This is a genomic window from Micromonospora sp. NBC_00858, assembly GCF_045207365.1.
Taxonomy (GTDB): Bacteria; Actinomycetota; Actinomycetes; order Mycobacteriales; family Micromonosporaceae; genus Micromonospora.
Map to the genome: position 1 here is coordinate 1,479,528 of NZ_CP108828.1, position 22,465 is coordinate 1,501,992.

At 71.1% G+C, this 22,465-nt stretch carries 23 protein-coding genes and 1 pseudogene; 12 read left to right on the forward strand and 12 right to left on the reverse strand.

Annotated elements, in window-relative coordinates:
* Positions 1–13: 13 nt before the first annotated feature.
* On the reverse strand, positions 14–244 hold the full coding sequence (locus tag OG990_RS07065; protein ID WP_406081683.1) for a DUF4326 domain-containing protein: 231 nt from the start codon (positions 242–244) through the stop codon (positions 14–16).
* On the opposite strand from OG990_RS07065, the pseudogene mmsA reads away from it, so the two are divergent.
* Positions 182–1,433, forward strand: a pseudogene (gene mmsA, locus OG990_RS07070) (CoA-acylating methylmalonate-semialdehyde dehydrogenase); the annotation flags it as partial. The gene OG990_RS07065 and the pseudogene mmsA sit on opposite strands and share 63 nt — an antisense overlap.
* Before the next feature lie 77 nt (positions 1,434–1,510).
* On the opposite strand, the gene OG990_RS07075 reads toward mmsA, so the two are convergent.
* Both OG990_RS07075 and tnpA read right to left on the reverse strand, forming a co-directional pair.
* Positions 1,511–2,032 carry a glycosyl hydrolase family 65 protein gene (locus OG990_RS07075; RefSeq protein WP_406079457.1) on the reverse strand — a complete coding sequence of 174 codons (522 nt, stop codon included), beginning with the start codon at positions 2,030–2,032 and terminating at the stop codon, positions 1,511–1,513.
* Entirely contained in the window at positions 2,029–2,460 is a 432-nt protein-coding gene (gene tnpA / locus OG990_RS07080) for an IS200/IS605 family transposase (protein ID WP_406079458.1), read from the reverse strand. Before tnpA ends, OG990_RS07075 begins: the two co-directional genes overlap by 4 nt.
* Positions 2,461–2,483: 23 nt before the next feature.
* On the opposite strand from tnpA, the gene OG990_RS07085 reads away from it, so the two are divergent.
* Both OG990_RS07085 and OG990_RS07090 read left to right on the forward strand, forming a co-directional pair.
* Positions 2,484–2,681: a hypothetical protein gene (locus tag OG990_RS07085; protein WP_406079459.1), complete on the forward strand. Its 198-nt coding sequence runs from the start codon at positions 2,484–2,486 to the stop codon at positions 2,679–2,681.
* Entirely contained in the window at positions 2,678–3,949 is a 1,272-nt protein-coding gene (locus tag OG990_RS07090; RefSeq protein WP_406079460.1) for an RNA-guided endonuclease InsQ/TnpB family protein, read from the forward strand. The genes OG990_RS07085 and OG990_RS07090 overlap by 4 nt, the downstream gene beginning before the upstream one ends.
* Here OG990_RS07090 and OG990_RS07095 read toward each other — a convergent pair.
* The 5 genes from OG990_RS07095 to ccsA are packed head-to-tail and all read right to left on the reverse strand — an operon-like array spanning position 3,921 to position 8,445.
* On the reverse strand, positions 3,921–4,817 hold the full coding sequence (locus tag OG990_RS07095) for a cytochrome c-type biogenesis protein CcmH (RefSeq protein ID WP_406079461.1): 897 nt from the start codon (positions 4,815–4,817) through the stop codon (positions 3,921–3,923). The genes OG990_RS07090 and OG990_RS07095 overlap by 29 nt on opposite strands.
* Entirely contained in the window at positions 4,814–5,365 is a 552-nt protein-coding gene (locus tag OG990_RS07100; protein WP_406079462.1) for a TlpA family protein disulfide reductase, read from the reverse strand. The genes OG990_RS07095 and OG990_RS07100 overlap by 4 nt, the downstream gene beginning before the upstream one ends.
* Positions 5,365–7,296 (reverse strand): heme lyase CcmF/NrfE family subunit, encoded by a 1,932-nt coding sequence (locus OG990_RS07105; RefSeq protein WP_406079463.1) that lies wholly within the window; start codon positions 7,294–7,296, stop codon positions 5,365–5,367. Before OG990_RS07105 ends, OG990_RS07100 begins: the two co-directional genes overlap by 1 nt.
* Entirely contained in the window at positions 7,286–7,696 is a 411-nt protein-coding gene (locus OG990_RS07110) for a cytochrome c maturation protein CcmE (protein WP_406079464.1), read from the reverse strand. The genes OG990_RS07105 and OG990_RS07110 overlap by 11 nt, the downstream gene beginning before the upstream one ends.
* Complete coding sequence (ccsA, locus tag OG990_RS07115) at positions 7,693–8,445, reverse strand: cytochrome c biogenesis protein CcsA (RefSeq protein ID WP_406079465.1); 753 nt, start codon at positions 8,443–8,445, stop codon at positions 7,693–7,695. The genes OG990_RS07110 and ccsA overlap by 4 nt, the downstream gene beginning before the upstream one ends.
* A gap of 136 nt (positions 8,446–8,581) precedes the next feature.
* On the opposite strand from ccsA, the gene coxB reads away from it, so the two are divergent.
* From coxB to OG990_RS07160, 9 genes are read left to right on the forward strand one after another with little or no spacing between them, the layout of a single operon-like run.
* Entirely contained in the window at positions 8,582–9,625 is a 1,044-nt protein-coding gene (gene coxB, locus OG990_RS07120) for a cytochrome c oxidase subunit II (protein WP_406079466.1), read from the forward strand.
* Positions 9,626–9,642: 17 nt separating this feature from the next.
* A complete protein-coding gene (gene ctaD / locus OG990_RS07125) occupies positions 9,643–11,568 on the forward strand; it encodes a cytochrome c oxidase subunit I (RefSeq protein ID WP_406079467.1) in 1,926 nt (641 codons plus the stop codon).
* On the forward strand, positions 11,565–12,191 hold the full coding sequence (locus OG990_RS07130; protein WP_328415544.1) for a heme-copper oxidase subunit III: 627 nt from the start codon (positions 11,565–11,567) through the stop codon (positions 12,189–12,191). Before ctaD ends, OG990_RS07130 begins: the two co-directional genes overlap by 4 nt.
* Entirely contained in the window at positions 12,188–12,592 is a 405-nt protein-coding gene (locus tag OG990_RS07135; protein ID WP_328415545.1) for a hypothetical protein, read from the forward strand. The genes OG990_RS07130 and OG990_RS07135 overlap by 4 nt, the downstream gene beginning before the upstream one ends.
* Positions 12,580–13,494: a cytochrome c oxidase assembly protein gene (locus OG990_RS07140; protein WP_406079468.1), complete on the forward strand. Its 915-nt coding sequence runs from the start codon at positions 12,580–12,582 to the stop codon at positions 13,492–13,494. Before OG990_RS07135 ends, OG990_RS07140 begins: the two co-directional genes overlap by 13 nt.
* The gene (locus OG990_RS07145; protein ID WP_208869579.1) at positions 13,491–13,883 is read left to right on the forward strand and encodes a cytochrome c family protein; all 393 of its coding nucleotides are present in this window, start codon (positions 13,491–13,493) and stop codon (positions 13,881–13,883) included. Before OG990_RS07140 ends, OG990_RS07145 begins: the two co-directional genes overlap by 4 nt.
* A 3-nt stretch (positions 13,884–13,886) precedes the next feature.
* Positions 13,887–14,687 (forward strand): c-type cytochrome, encoded by an 801-nt coding sequence (locus OG990_RS07150; protein WP_406079469.1) that lies wholly within the window; start codon positions 13,887–13,889, stop codon positions 14,685–14,687.
* Positions 14,684–15,547, forward strand: a complete 864-nt coding sequence (locus OG990_RS07155) for a Rieske (2Fe-2S) protein (protein WP_328415551.1) — start codon at positions 14,684–14,686, stop codon at positions 15,545–15,547. The genes OG990_RS07150 and OG990_RS07155 overlap by 4 nt, the downstream gene beginning before the upstream one ends.
* A complete protein-coding gene (locus tag OG990_RS07160; protein ID WP_406079470.1) occupies positions 15,544–17,307 on the forward strand; it encodes a cytochrome bc complex cytochrome b subunit in 1,764 nt (587 codons plus the stop codon). Before OG990_RS07155 ends, OG990_RS07160 begins: the two co-directional genes overlap by 4 nt.
* A 257-nt stretch (positions 17,308–17,564) precedes the next feature.
* Here OG990_RS07160 and OG990_RS07165 read toward each other — a convergent pair whose 3' ends face one another.
* From OG990_RS07165 to OG990_RS07180, 4 genes are read right to left on the reverse strand one after another with little or no spacing between them, the layout of a single operon-like run.
* Positions 17,565–18,557, reverse strand: a complete 993-nt coding sequence (locus OG990_RS07165) for a TIGR03842 family LLM class F420-dependent oxidoreductase (protein ID WP_328415558.1) — start codon at positions 18,555–18,557, stop codon at positions 17,565–17,567.
* An 11-nt stretch (positions 18,558–18,568) separates the two neighbouring features.
* Positions 18,569–19,972, reverse strand: coding sequence for a dihydropyrimidinase (gene hydA / locus OG990_RS07170; protein WP_406079471.1), 1,404 nt, complete (start codon positions 19,970–19,972; stop codon positions 18,569–18,571).
* Positions 19,969–20,811, reverse strand: a complete 843-nt coding sequence (locus OG990_RS07175) for a nitrilase-related carbon-nitrogen hydrolase (RefSeq protein ID WP_355610603.1) — start codon at positions 20,809–20,811, stop codon at positions 19,969–19,971. The genes hydA and OG990_RS07175 overlap by 4 nt, the downstream gene beginning before the upstream one ends.
* Positions 20,808–22,364 carry an NCS1 family nucleobase:cation symporter-1 gene (locus tag OG990_RS07180; protein ID WP_406079472.1) on the reverse strand — a complete coding sequence of 519 codons (1,557 nt, stop codon included), beginning with the start codon at positions 22,362–22,364 and terminating at the stop codon, positions 20,808–20,810. The genes OG990_RS07175 and OG990_RS07180 overlap by 4 nt, the downstream gene beginning before the upstream one ends.
* Between the last annotated feature and the right edge of the window lie 101 nt (positions 22,365–22,465).

The window sequence follows — 22,465 nt, forward strand, 5'->3', positions numbered from 1 at the left end:
TCCGCCGGGCTTCCTACCGAAGGCTCGACGTTGGCAGCGAGTCGGCGAGTTCGGCGATAACCTCGGCGTGGCAGCGCTCCGGCACGCACCAGCAGCCGAGCCGGCGTCCGCGCAGGTCGGGGCGTAGGGCGAGGAGGTCGGGTCGGCCGAGCAGGTACGCCCGGTACTTGTCGAGGATCTCGTTTCGGGTGCCGTCAGGGCCGGGGCGGACTACGACCCCGCCACCGGCCAGGTCTCCGGACAGGTCGACTTCGCAACCGCCTCGGTCGTCGGTGAGGCGGTCGCCGCCGCCGACGAGGCGTTCACCCGATGGCGTAGCGCATCCCTCGCTCGGCGGATGAGCGTCATGTTCTCCTTCCGGGAACTGCTCAACGCCCGAAAGTCCGACCTCGCCCAGATCATCACCGCCGAGCATGGCAAGGTGCTCTCCGACGCCGCGGGGGAGATCCAGCGTGCGCTGGAGGCGGTCGAGTTCGCCTGCGGGATCCCGCAACTGCTGAAGGGCGGGTTCAGCGAGAACGCCTCGGCCCAGGTGGACGTGTACTCCATCCGGCAGCCGCTCGGCGTGGTCGGGGTGATCACCCCCTTCGACTTCCCGGCCATGGTCCCGCTGTGGTTCGTGCCGAACGCCATCGAGTGCGGCAACACGGTGGTGCTCAAGCCGAGCGAGAAGGACCCGTCCGCGTCGAACTTCCTGGCGGAGTTGTTCGCGGAGGCCGGGCTGCCGGACGGCGTTCTCAACGTCGTGCACGGCGACAAGGAGGCGGTCGACCGGATTCTCGAACACCCGACGGTCAAGGCCATCTCGTTTGTCGGCTCCACTCCGATCGCCCGCTACGCCTATGAAACGGGCACCCGTAACGGCAAGCGGGTGCAGGCGCTCGGCGGCGCGAAGAGCCAAATGGTCGTGCTGCCCGACGCCGACCTCGACCTCGGCCGCCGACGCCGCCGTCTCGGCCGGCTTCGGCTCGGCCGGCGAGCGCTGCATGGCCATCTCCGTCGTCGTGGCCGTCGACCCGGTCGGTGACGAGCTCGTCGGCAAGATCAGCGAACGGATCGCGGCACTCCACGTCGGCGACGGCCGTCGCCCGGGCTGCGAGATGGGGCCGCTGGTCACCGGCGCTCACCGCGACCGGGTGATGTCATACCTGGACGCTGGTCGGTCCGCGGGGGCGCAGCTGGTGGTCGACGGGCGGAACCACCCGATCGACGGTGAGCAAGCCGGCTTCTGGCTCGGACCGACTCTCTTCGACCATGTCGACAGCGACATGTCTATATACACCGACGAGATCTTCGGACCGGTCCTCTCGGTGCTCCGGCTGCCCAGCTACGGCGCCGCCGTCGAACTCGTCAACGCCAACCGGTACGGCAACGGTACGGCGATCTTCACCAACGACGGTGGCGCAGCTCGCCGGTTCCAGAATGAGGTCGAGCACCGGCCTGAATCAACTGCGCCCGGGGACGGCCATCTCGCCGGCATCGGGCGGCCCGCTGCCCGTGCCAGGTCTCGTCACGATTCCGCCGCATCGGGCGGTGCACTGCCCTGATCCGGTCGACTCGCGGGCTCGGCGCGGCCGTGCAGCGCGACGGCGACGGTCGTACCGGGGCAGAGCATGAAGGACCTGCCCCGGACGGCCACCGGGACGGGCTGCCCCGACCCGGGGGCGGCCGAGATCCGCAACCGCTCGTGGTAGACATGCAGGGAGATCAGCTGGTTTCGGTACCGGATCACGCAGTCGAGCCGGTCGAGCCCTTCGGGCAGCAGCAGGTTGAGCCAAAGCACGTCGCCGCGGGCCTCCAGGCCGGTGTAGCAGCGTTGCAGGATGTCCAGCGTTCCGGCAGTGGCGCCGAGGTGTATGCCGTTCCGCGTCGAGCTGTGCTCCGGATCCGCGAGGTCGGTGCCGAGTGCGGTCAGCAGCATCTCGAAGGATCGGCCGCGATCGGTGCGGGCCAGCACCCATGCGTGCGCGACCCGGCTCAACTGGATTAGCGGGGAATCCTGGCCCTTCAGGGCCGGGAGGAGTCGCGTCATGGACCGGGATGTTTCTGTTCTTTGAGGTAGTCCTTGATCACTTCTAGTGGGGTGCCGCCGCAGGACGCGGCGAAGTACGAAGGGGACCACAGGTGCCCGTGCATGATGTGCCGGTTGATCCGGTCGGTGAACTCCTTGCGTAGGTAGTGCGCCGAGACGGCCTTGAGTCGGTTGACCAGCGTGGAGATCGGCAGCTTGGGCGGGTAGTGCACGAGCAGGTGGACGTGGTCGTCCTCGCCGTTGAACTCGCGCAGCTCGGCGCCCAGGTCGGCGCAGACCTGCCGCATGATCTGTTCGCAGTGGGTGAGCATCGCGTCGTTGAGGACGTCCCGCCGATACTTGGTGACGAAGACAAGATGTACGTGCAGGTTGTAGACAACGCTTCTGCCTCTGCGAATATTCGGGTCCGGGGTCCATCGTGGTGACATAGATAAGATGATATGGTGTGGGCGTGCCGGCGGAACTGGACAAGGTCGTGAAGCCGAGATGGGCGGCCAAGGTCCTCGGCATCGACTACGCGGACCTGCCGAAACTCGACCGCCCTTGGACGAAGAGGGACGTGCGGTCGCTGCGTGACAACAGGCCCGGCTGGCTGACCGAAGCGCGACGCCGCCACGCGGCCAGCGCGGACGACGAAGACGCCTGGTGAAGATTGTCGTGCAGGTCCGGCTGTTCCCGGACGCCGCTCAGCAGGCGGCGTTGCGGGCCACTCTGGACCTGTGCAACGACGCCGCGAACGTCGCCTCCGGGCTGGCGTACCAGCGGCGGGTGTTCGCCAAGCAGTCGTTGCAGCGGCTCACCTACGGCCAACTGAAGGATATGGGCCTGTCGGCCCAGCCCGCCATCCACGTCGCCCGTAAGGTCGCCGGGGCGTACGCCACCCTGAAGGCCAACATCCGGGCGGGGAACCTCGGCCCGGCCGGCTCGAAACGCCGGCAGGCAGCAGAGGGCAAGCCGATCCGGTTCCGCCGGGACGCGGCGCAGCCGTTCGACGACCGTTGCCTGTCCTGGCAACTGGCTGCCCGCACCGTGTCGATCTGGACGGTCGCTGGCCGATCCGGGCCGATCCGCCTCGGCTGCTCCGATGAGCAGCACGCCACCCTGGTCGCGCACCGCCGCGGCGAGTCGGACCTGATCTGCCGCGACGGCAAGTGGTTCCTGTACGCCACCTGCGACATCCCCGACGTACCCATTAAGGAGCCGGACGGGTTCCTCGGCGTCGACCTCGGCATCGCCAACCTCGCCACCGACTCCGACGGCCGCCACCACAGCGGCAAAGCCACAAACCGGGTCCGGCACCGCAACCAGCGCCTGCGCGCGAAACTCCAGGCCATCGGCACCAAGTCCGCCAAGCGGCTGCTGAAGAAACGCCGCCGCAAGGAATCCCGGTTTGCCGCCGACACCAACCACCGCATCGCCAAGAGCATCGTGACCGAGGCCGAACGCACCGGCCGCGGAATCGCTCTGGAAGACCTGGGCGGCATCCGCGACCGGGTACGGCTCCGACGGCCCCAGCGGGTCACGCTGCACTCGTGGGCGTTCCACCAACTCGGCCAGTACATCGCCTACAAGGCGAAGCGGTCCGCAGTGGCGGTCGTGCACGTCGACCCGGCGTACACCTCGCAGGGATGCTCCGCCTGCGGACACGTCGCCAAGGCCAACCGGCCCAACCAATCCACCTTCCACTGCCAGTCGTGCGGCTTCGCTGAGCACGCCGACCGAAACGCAGCCCGCAACATCGCCGCACGCGGTGTTACGCGCTGGGCAGCCGTCAGCCTGCCGAACGCGGCGCGACCTCGTGCCCATCACCACGAGCCGTCACGATCCGCAAGCTCGGCCCTTCAGGGTCGAGAAGCTGACCGTGGATCCATGGGGTTCGGGTGGGGTGTTACGGGCCGGCGGCCAACAGCCGGCTGATCTCTCCGGCGGCCGGATGCTCCGGAGCGATGGTCAGGAAGCGTCGCAGGGTGCGCGCCGCCTCGGCGGACCGGCTGCCGCGCTGCGCAAGCCCGAGCACGAGCAGGCCGTCCGGGGAGTCTGGGGAGCGGGTCAGCACCTCCCGCGCCGACTGCTCCGCGCCGGCGTTGTCGCCGGCCCGCAGCAGCGCGAAGGCGAGCCGCAGCTGGATCGTATCGTCGGGGCGGTCGCGCAGGGCCTCCCGGTACATCCGCGCTGCGGCGTCGTAGCGGGCCTGCCCCTCGAGGTCGCGGGCCAGCTGCACGGCGACCGTCACGGGATCGGCCGGTTCCGGATCCTGGCCCGGCCGGTCCAGGCGGCTGGCGGCCACCGTGACCGACGCGACGAGGCTCACCATTCCCACCGACACCGCGCGCCACGCCCGGCGCGCGGCCCGACGGGTGGGCGCTGCGTGTACCGCCGTGGCCCGAGCGGACGGGGTCGGGCGGGGACGCAGCGTGCGCAGGGCCGCGTAGCCGCCGGCCAGCAAGGTCAGCGCGGGTACGGCCCAGAGCAGCAGCTCCGCCCGGCGGGTCGGCGGGTCGGTCAGCACCTCCGGGCCGTAGCGCTGGACGAACCAGCGGCGGATCTCGTGGCGGTCCCGCCCCTGGGCCAGTTGGTCCGCCACCACCTGCCGCATGGCCGCGGCGATCGGCGACCGGGAGTCCGCCACCGACTCACCCTGGCAGGCCGGGCAGCGTAGACCCACTGCCACGGCGCGTACGGGGTCCTCCCGATCGTTGCCGCCGGTCGACCGGACCAGCCCCGCGCCCGCTGCGGCGATCAGCGCCGTGAGGACGAGTGCCCCGACGGCCGCGCGCCACCTCATCGGGCCAGCAACGGCGCGACCCGCTGCTCAAGCCACTGCCGGGTGACCACACCCTGCTGCCGGTCGACGATTCGGCCGTCCCGGTCCACCACGAACGTTTCCGGCACTGCCCGGACGCCCCAGTCGACCGCCCGGGTGCCCTCCGGGTCTGGCAGCACGGTCAACTCCCGTGCGCCGGTCTCGTCAAGTAGCGCCCGGACCGCCTTGGCGCCGTCCCGGACGTTCAGCCCCACCAGCCGCAGCCCACGGGGCGACCACTGCCGTTCCGTCTCGACCAGTAGCGGCAGCTCGTCGCGGCACGGGCCGCACCAGGAGGCGAACACGTTGACCAGCAGCACGTGGCCACGGGCTTCGGTCAGGTCGAACCGGCCACCATCCAGGGTGGCGCCCGTGAGCGCCGGGGCCGGCGCGGGGGTGACGCCGTTGGCGGCGCCGGCGTCGAGCGGCGTCGACGGTGACCGCAGGCCGAGGGCGACCACGGTGCCAACGGCGACGGTGAGCACCAGCACCAGCGCCGGGCCAGGTCGCAGCAGGCGGCGGGCGGTCATCACCGGGCCCCGGCGGCGACCGGGTCAGGCGATGCCGCGACGACGTCCGGGCGTCGCGGACGGGTGGTGCGGATCGCCGCCAGGAGTCCCCCCGCGGCCGTCAGCGTGCCGCCGGCCCAGAGCAGCCCGACGAGCGGGTTCACCGCGAGCCGTACGGTCGCGCTGCCGCTGTCCGGGGCGACCGCGATCAGGGTGACGTACGTGTCTCGCAGCAGTCCGGTCTGGATCGCCGGCACCGTGACGGCGGTGTCCCGGGTGGGGTTGTAGCGTAGGGCGGGTCGGACCGTTCGTTCCCCGCCGCCTGCCTCGGTGAGCTGGAGCCGCGCCCGTACGGTCATACCCCCGCTGGCGCCGCTGCGGTCCACGCCGACCAGGCGCACGGACACGTCGCCCACTCGCAGCGCCTCCCCAGTGTGGATGGTTCGCTCTGTGTCGCGGCCGTACGCGGAGGATCCCGCGACACCCACCGCGACCAGGGCGATCCCGGCGTGCGCGACCAGTCCGGCAGCCCTGCCCGGTCTCCGGTTCCGGCCGGAGCGCGGCCGCCGGTCGGCCAGCTCTGCGGCCAGGCCGGTGAGCACGAACGCCGCCGCTCCGAACGCGGTGAGCGCGGGCAGGCCGGGCCGGCTGAGCAGCCCCACCACGGCGACGGTGGCGAGCGCCACGGCGCCGGGTAGGGCGAGTCGCCGCAGCGCCTGCGTCCGGTCGCGGACCCGCAGGGCCGGCGTCACGCCCATCATCAGCAGCACCGCGATCGCCAGTGGTACCGCCGTCCGCTGGTAGTAGCCGGGTCCGACCGAGGTGCGCACGCCGCCGAGCGGTTCGGAGAGCAGCGGGAAGATCGTGCCGATCAGCACCACCGCCGCGATCGTCACCAGAAGCACGCCGTTGACCAGGACGGCCGTCGTTCGGGACAGCAGCGGTGTGCTCCTGCGGTGGGCGGGTTCGGGATCGCGCCATCCGGTCAGGACCGTCGACACGACGACCGTCAGCAGCACGAAGCCGAGCAGCATCGGCCCCAACGGTGAGTCGGTGAAGGCGTGCACGCTGGCTACCGCGCCGGACCGGGTAAGGAACGTGCCGAGCAGCACCAGCACGAAGCTCGCGGATGCCAGGGCCAGGTTCCAGCCGGCCCGGCCGGCGGCGCGGCCCAGGGTGGCGTGCAGGAAGGCGGTGGCGGTCAGCCAGGGCAGCAGCGACGCGTTCTCCACCGGGTCCCACGCCCAGTAGCCGCCCCAGCCCAGCACCGCGTACGACCACCAGGCCCCGAGCCCGATGCCGGCGGTCAGCGCCGCCCACGCCGCCAGGGCCCAGGGTCGGGCGGCCCGTACCCAGCCCCGCCCCTGCTGGCCGGCCAGTGGTGCGGCGATCGCGAAGGCGAACGGCACGACCAGGCCGATGTAGCCGGCGTAGAGCAGGGGAGGGTGCACGCCCATCGCCGGGTGCTGCTGCAGCAGCGGGTTCGGCCCCGGGCCGTCGGCGGGTACCGGGTTCACCTCGCGGAACGGGTTCGCGGCGAAGGTGGACAGCGCGAAGAAGAACATGGTCACCGTGCTGACGACCACCATCGCGTAGGCGTGCAGCCGGGGCGGGTGCCGGCGGTGGGCCAGCAGTGCCGCGTACCCGGCGAGGATCAGCAGCCAGAGCAGCAGCGACCCGTCCAGGGCGGACCAGAGGCTCGTCAGCGTGTAGTACAACGGCACCTGGCGTCCGCCGTTCTCCGCCACGAAGCGGACGCTGAAGTCGTGCCGGAGCAGGGCCGCCTCCAGCAGCGCGCAGGCGACGGCGGCGGTTGCCAGGGTCGCGGCGGTCCCGAGGCGGGCCGCTCGGGTGGGCGTGGCGAACAGGGCCACCCGCAGCCAGAGCAGGGCGGTCAGGGTGGCGCAGAGCAGACCGACCGTGAGGCTGGCGGTGCCGAGGTCAGCGAGCATCGACCGACCCAGGCGGGGCGGTGGACGGGCGGTATTCGTTGCCGTGCCGGACCACGACGTGGTCGGAGCGGAACACCCTGTCCGGCGACAGGGTGCCCTCCACGACCGCCCCCTCGCCCTCCCGGAACGTCTCCGGTGGGACGCCGCGCTGCTCGACGGTGATCTCGTGACCGTCCTCGGCGAGGCGGAACACCACGAGGTCGCCGGTGCGCCGCAGCGACCCGGGCACCACGTCGCCGCCGAGGCGTACCCGTTCCGAGGTCGCGTCCGGATCGCCGAGCACCTCGCCCGGAGTGCGGTAATAGGTCAGGGTCTCCCGGAGCGCGCTGGTGACCAGCAGCGCGCCGGCGGCGAGGAGCACGGTGACGACGGCGGTCCGGCCCCCGCGGCGACGGATCATCCGACACGGACCGGGACGCGGTCGGGGGCCGTGTCGGGGGTCAGCCGGCGTTCCAGCTGGACCACCCGGTACAGCAGGACGCAGAGCGCGGCGAGCGTCGCGGCGGCGACGGCGAGCAGCAGGGCGACGCCCATCCTGGGGTCGATGGGCGGGCGCTGCGGGGCGAGCACGGTCGCCTGCTGGTGCAGCGACCGCCACCAGACGACGGAGAAGTGCACCACCGGGACGAGCAGGAAGCTGGCCATCCCGACGACCGCGGCGGGCCGCGCCACCCGGTGGTCGCCTCCGTCTCGCGCGCCGGTCCGCTCTGCCAGCGAGCGGCGCAGGGCCAGGTAGCCGGCGTACGCGAGCAGCAGCAGGACGGTGCTGACCAGCCGGGGGTCCCACGCCCACCAGGCACCCCAGACCAGCTTCCCCCACAGTGACCCGGTGGCGATCGCGACGGCGGTCAGGGCCGCGCCGATCTCGGCGCCCGCCCGCGCGAACCGGTCCCAGCGAAGGTCGCCCCCGATCAGGTACGCGCCGCTGGCGGTCAGCACGACGGCGAACGCGGCGAAGGCAACCCAGGCCGCGGGGACGTGGAGGTACATCAGTCGCTGCGCCTGGCCCTGCACCTCGTCGGGGGGTGCCAGCCATCCGCCGGCCACCGTCGCCGCCGCGGTGAGCCCGCCGGCGAGCCAGGCCATGGTCCGGCGGCCGGCGGCCGCTCTGCCGGTGTCCGCGACAAGGTCCACGGTGGAGGCTCGCATGATCTCCCTGTCCGCGCCCCCGGGGCGCTTGCGGATCGAATTGCGGTATCACCATAAATCGGTCCAGTCGCACTCGTCTGGTTATCAGCCGCAAACAGGGATGAACGGGGTTCGAAAGGGCCTAGTGTCGCTCTCGGTGGACACGACAGCAGGGATGACCATGAGCGCCGCCCGACCCGCCGGGCGGCGCCGGCAACCGCGCCCGCTCCCGGTGCTGACGGCCCTGTGCGGCCTGGCCCTGCTCGCCGGATGCGGTGGTGACCCGCCGTCCGCCCTTAACCCCGCCGGCACGGGCGCCGCCCGGGTCGCCAACCTGTGGTGGCTGCTCTTCTGGATCTCGCTGGCGGTGGTCGCCGAGGTCATGGCGCTGCTGATCTGGGCGCTGGTGTTCCGGCGGGGCAACGTCCGGGTGCGCCACGGGCAGCCGCTCCGCTTCGTCGCGATCGCCGGAGCCGGGCTGCCGTTCGTCATTCTCGTCGCCGTCTACGGGGTGGGGCTGCGGGACCTCGCCGCGCTCGCCGCCGATCCCGACCCCGACGCCCCGACGGTGGAGGTGACCGGCCACAAGTGGTGGTGGGAGGTGCGCTATCCGGGGGCGTCCGGGGCGACCGCGAACGAGATCCACATTCCGGTGGGGGAGCGGGTGAAGGTCCGGCTGCGCACGGACGACGTGCTGCACAGCTTCTGGGTGCCGCAGCTCATGCCGAAGACGGACCTGATCGCCGGTGAGACCCGCGAGACCTGGTTGCGGGCGGAGCGGGCCGGCCGCTACCGCGGCCAGTGCGCCGAGTACTGCGGCACCCAGCACGCCCACATGGCCTTCCTGGTCGTGGCGGAACCCCGCACCGACTTCGACGCGTGGCTGACCCGCCTGAACGCCCCGGCCCGTCAGCCGCGCACGGAGGCCGAGCGCCGCGGCCAGCAGGCGTTCGTGCAGGGCACCTGCGCGGCCTGCCACGCGGTACGGGGCACCGGCGCCCAGGGCCAGGTGGGGCCCGACCTGTCGAACGTGGGCTCCCGATGGAGCCTCGGCGCCGGGGCGGTACCGAATGACGCCGGACACCTCGGCGGCTGGATCGTCAACTCCCAGACGGTCAAGCCCGGCAACGCGATGCCCCCACAGCCGGTCGGCGCGGCCGTGCTGCCCGACCTGATCACGTACCTGCGGTCGCTGGATTAGGTCGGGCAGGGGGAACTATGGCCACGACCAGCACGTCGCCCGGCGTCAGCCGGGTGGACCTGGCCCGGCTGACGGAACACTGGGCGGAGTCGCGCTCGCTACGCGGCTGGTTCAGCACGGTCGACCACAAGAGGATCGGCCGGCGCTACCTGGTCACCGCCGGGGTCTTCTTCGTCCTCGCCGGACTCAGCGCCCTGGCCATGCGCACCCAGCTCGCCCGACCCGAGGCGGGACTGCTGTCGCCCGAGGAGTACAACCAGCTCTTCACCATGCACGGCACGGCGATGATCTTCCTGTTCGCCACACCGATGCTCTTCGGCTTCGGGAACTACCTCGTACCCCTGATGATCGGCGCCCGGGACATGGCGTTCCCGAGACTGAACGCCTTCGGCTACTGGGTCTTCCTGTTCGCCGGCCTGTTCATGTGGGCGAGCCTGCCCTTCGGCGCCGCCCCCAACAGCGGCTGGTTCGCGTACGCGCCGCTGAACTCCGAGCAGCACAACCCCGGCCTGCACATGGACGTCTACGCCCTCGGTCTGCTCTTCCTCGGCATATCCACGACCGCCGCCTCGATCAACTTCATCGTCACCGCGCTCAAGCTGCGCGCACCGGGAATGTCGCTCAACCGGGTACCGCTGTTCGTCTGGGCGATCGTCGCTACCGCGTTCATGGTGATCTTCGCGCTGCCGGCGCTGAACCTCGACAACGCGATGCTGTTCCTCGACCGCCGGTTCGACACCCACTTCTTCGACCCGTCGGCCGGCGGAAACGTCCTGCTCTGGCAGCACCTGTTCTGGATCTTCGGACACCCCGACGTGTACATCATCGTCATGCCGGGGCTGGGCATCGTTTCGGCGGTGCTACCCGCATTCACCCGGCGGGGCGTGGTCGGCTACCCGCTGATCGTGCTGTCCATCGTGGCGATCGCGATCATCTCGTTCGGGGTCTGGGTGCACCACATGTTCGCCACCGGGCTGCCGCAACTGTCGTACAGCTTCTTCAGCGCGGCCAGCACGATCATCACCATTCCGTCCGGGCTGCAGATCTTCGCCTGGCTGGCCACCATGCTGCTCGGCCGGCTGGTCATCCGGGTGCCGCTACTGTTCGTCGTCGGCTTCATCGTGACCTTCGTGCTCGGCGGCGTCACTGGCACGATGTTCGCCCTGACCGCGTTCGACCAGCAGGTCACCGACACCTACTTCGTGGTGGCGCACTTCCACTACGTGCTGATCGGCGGCGCGGTCTTCCCGATGCTCGCCGGCATCTACTACTGGCTGCCCAAGATCACCGGGCGGATGTACCACGAAGGGCTGGGGCGCTGGGCGTTCTGGCTGGTCTTCGCGGGCATGCACGTCACCTTCTTCCCCATGCACCTCTACGGTCTGTTCGGGATGCCCCGCCGGGTCTACACCTACGCCAGCGAGCCGGGCTGGGGCGGATGGAACCTGGTCAGCACCATCGGCTCCTACGTGCTCGCTCTCGGACTGCTGCTCGTGCTCGTCGGCGTGGTGCACGCCGTCCGCCGGGGTCGGCCCGCCCCGCCGGACCCCTGGCGCGCCGACACCCTGGAATGGGCCACCACGTCGCCGCCCGAGCCGTACAACTTCCCCGTCCTGCCTCGGGTGCACAGCCTGCACCCGGTGTGGGACGAACGGACCGCCGAGTCGACCGGCGAGGGGGCGACCGCGGACCGCATCCTCAGCGAGGGACGCAACACACTGCTCACCAGCGAACTGGACGCCCGCGTCGAACGCCCGGTGCCGATGCCGGAGTCAACGCTCAAGCCCCTCGTGCTCGCCGCCGCGTTGCTGGTCCTCTTCGCCGCTCTGCTCGTCGCCTGGTACCCGGTGGCGGCCGTCGCCGCGGTGGTGGTGGCCGCGACGATCGCGGTCTGGCTCTGGCCAGCTGGACCGAGCCGGACGAGCGGGGTGGCGACACCATGACGGATCGGGGCGGGATCATGGCGGCCACCGGCGCCGAGGCGCTGAGCACCGAGCTGCCAGCCGGTCGATCGACCGGCTGGTGGGGCATGGTGATGTTCGTGGCCACCGAGGCCACCCTCTTCGCCTGCCTGCTCGGCAGCTACTTCTACCTCCGCTTCCAGTACGGCCCCCAGTGGCCGCCGGGCGCCATCGGGGCCCCGGAACTGCTCAAGCCGTTGATCATGACCGCCGTGCTGCTGCCCAGCAGTCTGCCCATGGTGTGGGCCGAACGCGGCAGCCGGCACGGCCGGCGGTGGCAGCTGCGGTGCGGCCTGGGCGCCACCATGGTGCTCGGGCTGACCTTCCTGACCCTGCAGGCCATCGAGTACGCCGAGAAGCTCCGGCACTTCACCCTGACCACCGACGTGTACGGGTCGCTGTTCTACCTGATCACCGGTTTCCACGGGCTGCACGTCCTGGTCGGCCTGACCATGATCGGCTGGCTGCTCGCCGCCGCCCTGAGCGGCGCCACCATCGACGCCCACCGGCGCGAGCGGGTCCGCAACACCGCCATCTACTGGCACTTCGTCGACGCGGTGTGGGCCGCCATCCTGTTCACCATCTACCTCTCCCCACGACTATGACCACCACACCACCCGGGCCACGGGCCCGTCTGACCGGCGGGGTGCTGCTCTGGTACGGCGTCCTCGGCGGCGCCGTCGCTTGGGCCGTACACGTGCTCGCCGCCTGGGGCCTCGACGAACTCGCCTGCGCCGCCGGCTCCGACCGCGTCCTCGCCATGCCGCTCGGGCGGGTCGTCGGGCTCGCGGTGATCGTCCCGGCCCTGGTCACCGCGGGCTCACTGGCGGTCGCCGCCCTGGCGTGGCGACGCACCGCCCGCGCGCAGGCCACGGGCACCCAGGACCGGGCATACGGCCGGTCCCGGATGCTCGCCGTGGTGGGCGTCTGGGTCAACCTGCTGTTCCTGACGATCATCGTGCTCGGCGGGGTCGCCGTGCTGGTGCTGCCGCCATGTCAGCTCTGAACGTCCACCAGGCACACGGGCCCGGCCAGAGCCCGCTGGCCGAGAGCCTGCTGGCGATGCTCGTCGTCGTCACGGTCTGCCTGCTGGCAGCCGGCTACGGGCGGGGCGTCCAGGAGCTGTGGTCGCGCCGCGGCGCGGGGCACGTGGTCCCCCGCCGGCGGGTGGCCGCGTTCGGCGCCGGACTGCTGGTGGTGCTCGGCACTGAGCACGGGCCGGCGCACGAGATGGCGGAGTCCTCCTTGGCCGGGCACATGGCTCAGCACATGCTGCTCCTGCTGGTGGCCGGGCCGTTGCTCGCGGCCGGCGCGGCGGGGCTGCCGCTGAGCATGGCCGTGCCGCTCCCGCTGCGCCGGCTGCTCGCCCGCTGCCGGGTGGCGCCGCCGATGCGCCGGCTGCGCCACCCGGGCACGTACGCCCTGCTGGCCGGTGGCGGGCAGACCGTCGTGCTCTGGTTCTGGCACCTGCCCGGGCCGTACGCGGCCGCGGTCGACCGTCCCGCCGTGCACGCCACCGAGCATCTGTGCTTCCTGGCCACGGCCTGGCTGTTCTGGGCGCCGGTGCTCGGCTCGCCACGGCACCGCGCCCCCGCCCCGGTGACGGTGCTGCTGCTGGCCGGCACCATGCTGCCCGCCTCGGCCCTCGGCGCCGTGCTCACCTTCGCCCCGCAACCGATCTATCCGCGGCGGGTGTTCGGCGCCGACCCGCTGGCCGACCAGCAACTCGCCGGCCTGTTGATGTGGGCGCCGATGGACCTGGCCGTGCTGGTCGTGGCGCTGACCGTGTTCCTGGGCTGGCTGCTGCGGATGGACCGCGACCGGCCCGACGGCCTGCGCGGGGGGCCGCCACCCGGAGGGACCCGCCCGATGGCGACCACAGCTGAAGCGGAAGGGATGGTGCCATGATGCTGCCCCGCCGGCTCTGGGCACTCGGTGCGGCCCTCATGATCCTGCCGATGGTCGCGGTTACCGCCTGCGCCTCGACGGCCCCACCGCCACCACCGGAGTCGCGCAACGGACGGCCCGACCGCGGCGCAGAGCTGATCGCCCAGTACGGCTGCGGGTCGTGCCACACCATCCCCGGCATCAACCGCGCCGACGGCCTGGTCGGCCCGCCCCTGACTCGGTTCGGCGCCCGCTCATACATCGCCGGTCAACTGCCCAACAACGCCGACAACCTCCGGCGCTGGATCGCCGATCCCCAGGCCGTGGAGCCCGGGACCGCCATGCCGAACCTCGGTATCAGTGCCATCGACGCCCAGGACATCGCCGCCTACCTCTACACGCTGGACTGACCGATGCGGCACTCACGAGCCGCGGCCCGGCGGCTCACCCTGCATCCCCGCCGGATGCTCGCGGTCGGAGCCGTGCTGGTGCTCGCCGCCGGTCCGGTGGCGCTCGCCCCCGAGCCGACCCCCGGGGCGGCGACCCCGGCCGCGTCCACGCCGTCGTCCAACCCAGCGGACCGGGGCACCGAGCTCTACCTGCAGCAGTGCGCGAGTTGCCACGGTGAGCAGGGGCGGGGCACGCAGCGGGGCCCGTCGCTGATCGGCGTCGGCCCCGCCTCGGTCGACTTCCAGGTCTCCACCGGACGGATGCCCCTGTCGCGGGAGGAGCAGCAGGCCCGGCGCGCGGAACCGGTGTTCTCGGCCGACGACATCCGCGCACTGGTGGGCCACGTCGGCAGCTTCGGCGGGGGTGGTCCGCAGATACCCCGGGTCGCCCCGGGCAACCTGGCCTCCGGTCAGGAGATCTTCGCCGCCAACTGCGCACCCTGCCATGGGGCCACCGGCGCGGGCACCGCGCTGACCGACGGCTGGACCGCCCCGCCGCTGTACGACGCCACAGCGACGCAGGTCGCCGAGGCGGTCCGGGTCGGCCCCGGGCTGATGCCGGTCTTTCCCAGCCAGGTGCTCGACGACCAGCAGGTCAACGACCTCACCGCGTACGTGCAGCGGCTCCGCGGCGAGCGGCTGGACCGGGGCGGCAACCCCCTCGGTCGGCTCGGCCCGCTGGCCGAGGGACTGGTCGCCTGGGTGGCCGTCCTGGGTCTGCTGGTGGCAGCCGCGCGGTGGCTGGGCAGGAGGGCGGGGGAGTGAGCGCGCGGCGTCCCTCGGCGAGCGAGCGGGCGGCCAGTCGCCGGACCGTCGTCGCGTTTCTGGTCAGCGCCGCCGGGGCGGTGGGCTTCGCGGTGACGTACGCGGTGGGCGGCGACACCCGCTGGGAGGGGGTCTGTCTCGCGGTGGCCTTCGCCGGGCTGGCCGTGGGCCTCGCCATCTGGGGCCGGCGGCTCGTGCCGGTCGACGGGTACGTCGAGGAGCACGAGGGCTTCGCGCCGCCTCCGACCGAGCAGGCGATGACCGCCGCAGTGCTCGCCGCGCCGGACAGCCCGGTGCGGCGGCGGGGCCTGCTCGCCGCGCTCGGGCTCGCGCTGAGCGCGCTCGGCGCCGCCGCGCTGTTCCCGCTGCGCTCCCTGCTGCCCTCCGGACGGGCCCACCCGCTCCAGGCACGCAGAGACACCCCATGGGGACCCGGCGTGCGGCTGGTCACCGCGGACGGACGGCCACTGCGGCTGCAGGACGTGCCCGCCGGCACCGCGGTCGGGATCTTTCCCGAGGGCCACCTCGACACCGGGGACGGCCCCGCTTTCGCGGTCCGCCTTGATCCGGAACGCTTCTCCCGCCCGCCCTCCGCCGGTCACGTGAACGGGCTGGTCGTCTACTCGCTGCTCTGCACGCACGCAGGCTGCCCGGTCCGGATCTACCTCAAGGGCACCGGGCAGGTGCTCTGTCCCTGCCATCAGTCCTCCTTCGACCTGCTGGCAGATGCCCGGCCGGTGGCCGGTCCGGCGGCCCGGGCGCTGCCAGGGCTGCCGATCGAGGTCGGACCGGACGGCTTCCTCCGCGCGACCGGTGACTTCACCGTGCCGCCCGGCGCGGGCTTCTGGAGCTCACCATGATCACCGACCGGCTGGCCCGGGCCCTGGACGACCGGCTACGGCTCTCGCCGATCACCCGCCGGGCGCTGGTGAAGGTCTTTCCCGACCACTGGTCGTTCATGCTCGGCGAGATCGCGCTCTACTCGTTCATCGCGCTGATCCTCACCGGCGTCTACCTGACCTTCTTCTTCGACGCCAGCTCCGCCGACCGGGTCTACCGCGGTGCGTACGCCCCGCTGGACGGCGCCACCACCTCCGCGGCGTACGCCTCGACGGTGCGGCTCAGCTGGGACGTCCGGGCCGGCCTGCTGATCCGGCAGACCCACCACTGGGCCGCGCTGGTCTTCGTCGCGGCCATCGTGCTGCACCTGGCGCGGATCTTCTTCACCGGGGCGTTCCGCAAACCCCGTGAGCTCAACTGGCTGATCGGCGTGACCATGCTGACCCTCGCCCTGGCCAACGGCTTCACCGGCTACTCCCTGCCCGACGACCTGCTCTCCGGGCTGGGCCTGCGGATCATCACCTCGGTGGTGGAGTCGATCCCCCTGGTCGGGGCGTGGCTGGTTTCCCTGGCCCTGGGCGGGGAGTTCCCCTCCGACGAGATGATCCCCCGGATGTTCGTCGCCCACGTGCTGCTGGTGCCGGCCGTCCTCGTCGCCCTCGTGTCGCTGCACATGGGCATCCTGGTGCGGCAGAAGCACAGCCAGTTCCCCGGTCCGGGGCGGACCGAGCACAACGTCGTCGGCTCCCGGCTGTGGCCGAGCTACACCCTGCGCACGCTCGCCCTGTTCGCCTGGGTGCTGGCGGTACTGTTCGCCCTCGGCGGCCTGATCCAGATCAACCCGGTCTGGCTCTACGGGCCCTTCGAACCGGCCCAGTCCACCGCGCCGGCCCAGCCCGACTGGTACGTCGCCTGGGGTGATGGGGCCCTGCGGCTGTTCCCGCCGCTGGAGTTCCGCGTCGCCGGGCATCTGGTGCCCGCGCCGTTCTTCCCCGGCGTGGTGCTCGGCGGGTTGACCTTCCTCGTCCTCTACGCGTGGCCGTTCGTCGAACGGCTGCGTACCGGCGATCGCCGGCAGCACCACCTGCTCGACCGGCCCCGCGACCATCCCGTCCGGATGGGCATCGGTGTGGCCGCGCTGACCTTCTACGCGGTACTCACGGTGGCGGCCGGCGACGACATCATCGCCCGCCTGCTGCGGGTACCGATCTACGACCTGCTGTCGGTGTTCCAGGTGCTGGTGCTCGTCCTGCCGATCCTGGCCGGGGCGCTCGCCTTCCTGACCGCGCGGGCGCTGCACCGCGGCGGCGCAGCAGGCGTCGGCGAACTCACCCGCGCGGACCTGCGGCGGGCCGCCCACCGCTCGCCTCACCCGCCCGAGGGCGAGGGTGAACCGGAAACACCCGCCCTGGACAGGCCGGGGGAGCGAATCGAGCTGTGGCCGGAGGGCGACCTGTGGCGTTGGCGTTACCGCGACGAGGCCCGGCACCTCGTCATCGGCGGGAACCGGGCCCTGCGCTCGGAGGAGGAAGCGATCTCGGCCTCCCGGCTCGCGTACCCGGGGGTCGACCGGGTGGTGGTGCCCGGACCGCCGCCGGCGCCACCGCCCGGGCCGATCCGCGCCGCCCTGCGCCGTTGGGGCCGGGCGGCGGCCGTCGGGTCGCTGCTGCTCGCAGCCCTCGTCGAGAAACGGCGGGACCGCCGGGAGCGGGAACGGGTGGACGGCCCGACGCCGCCGGAGCCGGCGGAAGAGGCGCCGACCGGGGATGGGCGGACATGACACACCTGGTGGGGCGCGTGGAGGGAAAGGGCCGATGAAGGCTCCGCCGTCGCCGAGGGTGGCGCGACCGGTGATGTATCACCAACGAGGATCAGGGTCGGGATCATGGCACGGCCCCCTCCATGTCCCCGCACCGCCGTCCCTTCAAGAACGTCCCCAGACCGCTCCGGCGGCCACGTGGACCGCCTCAGCCGGCTTGTTTGAGCTCCACCGATCACGCTCAGGGAACGTGCGAGGCGTACGTCGAGTGGCCCGGATCAGACCTGCGTGATGACGTTCTTGCCGTACGAGGACAGGGTCTTCTCCTTGTCGTCATGCATGAGGTAGAGGGCGAAGTTGTGCACCCCGATCTCCTTGAGCTCCTGCAGCCGGTCGACATGGGCTGACTCGGGGCCGACGAGGCAGAACCGGTCGACGATCTCATCGGGCACGAAGTCGGTGGACGGATTGCCGGCGCGGCCGTGGTGTGCATAGTCGTAGCCCTCGCGCCCCCTGATGTAGTCGGTGAGCGCCTTCGGCACGACCCCGGAATCACCGTAGCGGGCGACCAGGTCGGCCACATGGTTGCCGACCATGCCGCCGAACCAGCGCAGCTGATCCCGTTGGTGCGCGACGTTGGTGCCCACGTAGGCCGGCGCGGCCACGCACATCGTGATCGAGTCGGGATCTCGACCTGCTGCGGTGGCCGCATCGCGTACCGAGCCGATCGTCCAGCGGGCGATGTCGGGATCGGCCGTCTGCAGGATGAAGCCGTCGGCCTGCTCGCCGACCAGCCGCAGCGCTTTCGGGCCGTAGGCGGCCATCCAGATCTCCAGCCTGCCGTCACGCACCCACGGGATGCGCACCGGCGTGCCGTGGTGTTCGACCTCGTTGCCTTCGGCCAGCTCCTTGATCACGTGCATCGCTTCTTTCAGCGTGGCCAGGCTCGCCGGCGGCTGGCCGATGACCCGCCGGGCCGAGTCGCCGCGGCCGATCCCGCACACCGTGCGGTTGCCGAACATGTCGTTGAGCGTGGCGAAGAGCGACGCGGTGACCGACCAGTCGCGGGTGCTCGGGTTGGTCACCATCGGCCCGACGATCAGGTGCTTTGTTGCGGCGAGGACCTGCGAGTAGATGACGAACGGCTCCTGCCACAGCACGCAGGAGTCGAACGTCCACCCGTAGCGAAACCCGTTGTCCTCGGCGGCGGTGAGGCCGGCCACGACGTCGCGCGCCGGCGGGTCGGTCTGGAGTACGACACCGAAGTCCACGGCTCCTCCTTTTAGACCAGGTACTGACTGAGATCGCGCTTCAGGAACCTGCCGTGCCCGGCCGCGCCGTGAAAGGCGTTGTCGTCGACCACGACTCGACCACGGGACAGCACGGTGGAGACCTTTCCGGTCAGCTCCATGCCCTCGTACGCGGAATAGTCCACGTTCATGTGGTGCGTGCTGGCCGAGATGGTCTGCTGGGCCGTCGGGTCGTACACCGTGATGTCCGCGTCGGCGCCCGGCGCGATGACGCCCTTACGCGGGTAGAGCCCGAACATCCTGGCGGGCGTGGTCGAGCTGATCTCCACCCAGCGCGGCAGGGTGATCTCGCCTTTCACGACGCCCTGATAGAGCAGGTCCATCCGGTGCTCGACGCCGGGCATCCCGTTCGGGATCTTGGAGAAGTCTCCCCGGCCCAGCTCCTTCTGGTCCTTGAAGCAGAAGGGGCAGTGGTCGGTGGACACCAGCGACAGGTCGTTGGTGCGCAGGCCCCGCCACAGTTCCGCCTGGTGCTCCTTGGGGCGCAGCGGGGGAGAGGCGACGTATTTCGCGCCCTCGAAGTCGGGCCTGGCCAGATCCTCCAGCGACAGGAACAGGTACTGCGGGCAGGTCTCGGCGAACACGTTCTGCCCGGTGTCACGCGCCTGGGTGACCGCGTCCAGGGCGTGCGCGGCGGAGAGGTGCACGATGTACAGCGGCGCGCCGGTGACCTTGGCCAGCGCGATCGCCCGCGAGGTCGCCTCGCCTTCCAGCTCGGGCGGCCGGGTCAGGCCGTGCTGCACCGGGTCGGTCTGACCGTTGGCCAGCGCCTGCGCGACGAGCTGGTCGATGGCGATGCCGTTCTCCGCGTGCATCATGATCATCGACCCGGTGTCCCGGGCCTTCTGCATCGCCCGCAGAATCTCCCCGTCGGTGGCGTAGAAGACCCCCGGATAGGCCATGAACATCTTGAACGTGTTGACGCCCGCGTCGATGCAGGCCTCCATCTCCTTCAGAGACGTGTCGTTGACGTCTGAGATGATCATGTGGAACCCGTAGTCGATCGCGCAGTTGCCGTCGGCCTTGCTGTGCCACTTGTCCAGCGCGGACAGCACGGATGTGCCCTTGCCCTGTACGGCGAAGTCGACGATGGTCGTCGTGCCGCCCCAGGCTGCGGCGATCGTCCCGGTCTCGAAATTGTCCGCCGAGAACGTGCCGCCGAACGGCATCTCCATGTGGGTGTGGCCGTCGATGCCGCCCGGCACGACGTACTTCCCGGCGGCGTCGATCACGCGCTCGGCACCGGACGCCCACTGCTCGGCCAGACCGGAGTCGGGCGCGGCGAGCGCCGCTATCCGCTCGCCCTCGACCAGCACGTCCGCCGGGTACGCCCCGGTGGCGTTGACGATGGTTCCGTTGCGGATGACGATGCTCACGGCTTCACCAGCGATTCGTACGTGTCGGGACGGCGGTCGCGGTAGAAGGCCCACAGGTCACGGACCTCGGCCAGCTTGTCCATGTCCAGGTCGCGGACGACGACCTCCTCCTCGGTGTCCGATGCCGCGTCGCCGACCAGTTGCCCGCGCGGGTCCACGAAGTACGACTGGCCGTAGAAGTCGTTGTCGCCCAACGGTTCCACGCCGACCCGGTTGATCGCGCCGACGTAGTACTCGTTGGCGACCGCGGCCGCGGGCTGCTCCAGCCGCCACAGGTACTCCGACAGGCCGCGGCTGGTCGCCGACGGGTTGAAAACGATCTTCGCGCCGGCCAGGCCGAGCGCCCGCCAGCCCTCGGGGAAGTGCCGCTCGTAGCAGATGTAGACGCCGATGCGCCCCACGGCGGTGTCGAACACCGGATAGCCGAGGTTCCCCGGCCGGAAGTAGAACTTCTCCCAGAACCCCTTCACTTGCGGAATGTGGTTCTTCCGGTGCTTGCCGAGGTAGGTGCCGTCGGCGTCGATCACGGCGGCGGTGTTGTAGTAGACACCGGGCTGCTCCTGCTCGTACATCGGCACGATCAGCACCACGCCGTGCTGCTCGGCGACCTCGCGCATCAGCGCGGTCGTCGGCCCGTCCGGGATGGCCTCCGTGTACGAGTAGTAGTCCGCGTCCTGGATCTGGCAGAAGTACGGGCCGTAGAACAACTCCTGCAGGCAGACCACCTGTGCGCCCTGCGAGGCGGCGCTGCGGATGGCCTCGACCGCGTTGGCGATCATCGACTCCTTGTCGCCGGTCCACTTCTGCTGCACGAGCCCGGCTCGGATGATGTTGCTCATTTTTCCCCCTTCGCGTGCGCGGTGCGCGGCATCGACAGCGCCAGGTAGACGAGGAACCCGCCGATCAGGCCGACCACCCAGCTGTAGTCGTAGAGCGGCTTGAGGAACGGGATGAGCCCGTCGGACGGGAACGGCCCCTTGCCGGGCGCGGAGTAGGCGCCGCCCACCGCGAGGACCGCGCCGACGACGGTGGCGACGATGGCGGCCCAGTTCCACCCGCCGGCGAACCAGTACCTGCCCTCGGGGCGGTAGAGGGCCGGCAGTTGGAGGCTGGTGCGGTGGCGGATCCAGTACCCGGCGATGAGTACGCCGGCGACTGCGCCGAGCAGGCCGCCGTAGAACCCGAGCCAGACGAAGATGTAGATGTTGGGGTCCTGCACCAGGCGCCACGGCTGGATCAGGATGCCGAGCACGCCGGTGATCAGGCCCCCGGTCCGGAAGCTCACCAGTCGGGGCGCGGCGTTGGAGAAGTCGTACGCCGGGCTGACCGTGTTCGCCGCGACGTTCACCGACAGCGTGGCGACCACGACGGTGAACAGGCCGAGCGCGACGACCAGCGGGTTCTCGAACTTGGCGGCGAGCTGGATGGGGTCCCAGATCGCCTCACCGTAGATCACGGCCGTGCCCGAGGTGATCATGATCGACAGGATGGCGAAGAACGACATCGTGGTCGGCAGGCCGAGGACCTGGCCGTACGCCTGCTGCCGCTGACTGCCGCCGAACCGGGTGAAGTCGGGGATGTTCAGCGACAGCGTCGCCCAGAAGGCGATCATCCCCATCAGTGACGGCGCGAACAGCTTCCAGAAGTCGGCTCCCCAGCCCAGCTTCGACGGCTCGGACAGGATCGGGCCGAGCCCGCCCGCCTCGACCATCACCCAGATCAGCAGGGCGACGGCGACCACGATGACGAACGGTGCGGCCCAGTTCTCGAAGCGCCGCAGGGTGTCCATGCCCCGCCAGATGATCGCCATCTCGATCGCCCAGAACAGGAAGAACGAGGCCCACAGCGTCCACGGGTAGTCCATCACCGTCGCCGCGTCGACCCACCAGGAGCCGAGCAGTTTGCCGGCGATCGCGTAGATCGCCTCGCCGCCGATCCAGGTCTGGATGCCGAACCAGCCGCACGCGATGAAGGCGCGGAGCAGGGCCGGGAGGTTCGCGCCGCGGACTCCGTAGAACGCGCGGGCGAAGACCGGGAACGGGATCCCGTACTTCGTGCCCGCGTGGCTGTTCAACAGCATCGGGATCAGGACGAGCAGATTGCCCAGCGTGATCGTGAGGAACGCCTGCACCCAGTTCATGCCAAGCTGGATGAGCCCGGCGGCGAGCAGGTAGGTGGGGATGTTGTGCGCCATGCCGATCCACAGCGCCGCGAAGTTGTACGTGGTCCAGGTGCGCTTCTCGATGGGCACCGGGGCGAGCTCTTCGTTGAAGTACGGGCTGTCGGCGATCGTGGAGAAATCACGCAGCTCGACTCGGCCATCCGGATGGGTGATCTGTGTGCCCGGCTCGACCGCGGTGGTCTCGGCGGGGGGCAGGGGTTCAACGGCCATCGGTCACCTCCCTGTCACGCTGCCGCAACAGCGGCCGTCCAACCGGCGCGTGCTGCGGGTGGGGGCGGATCAGCACGATCTTTATCTCGGAATGGTGGGCG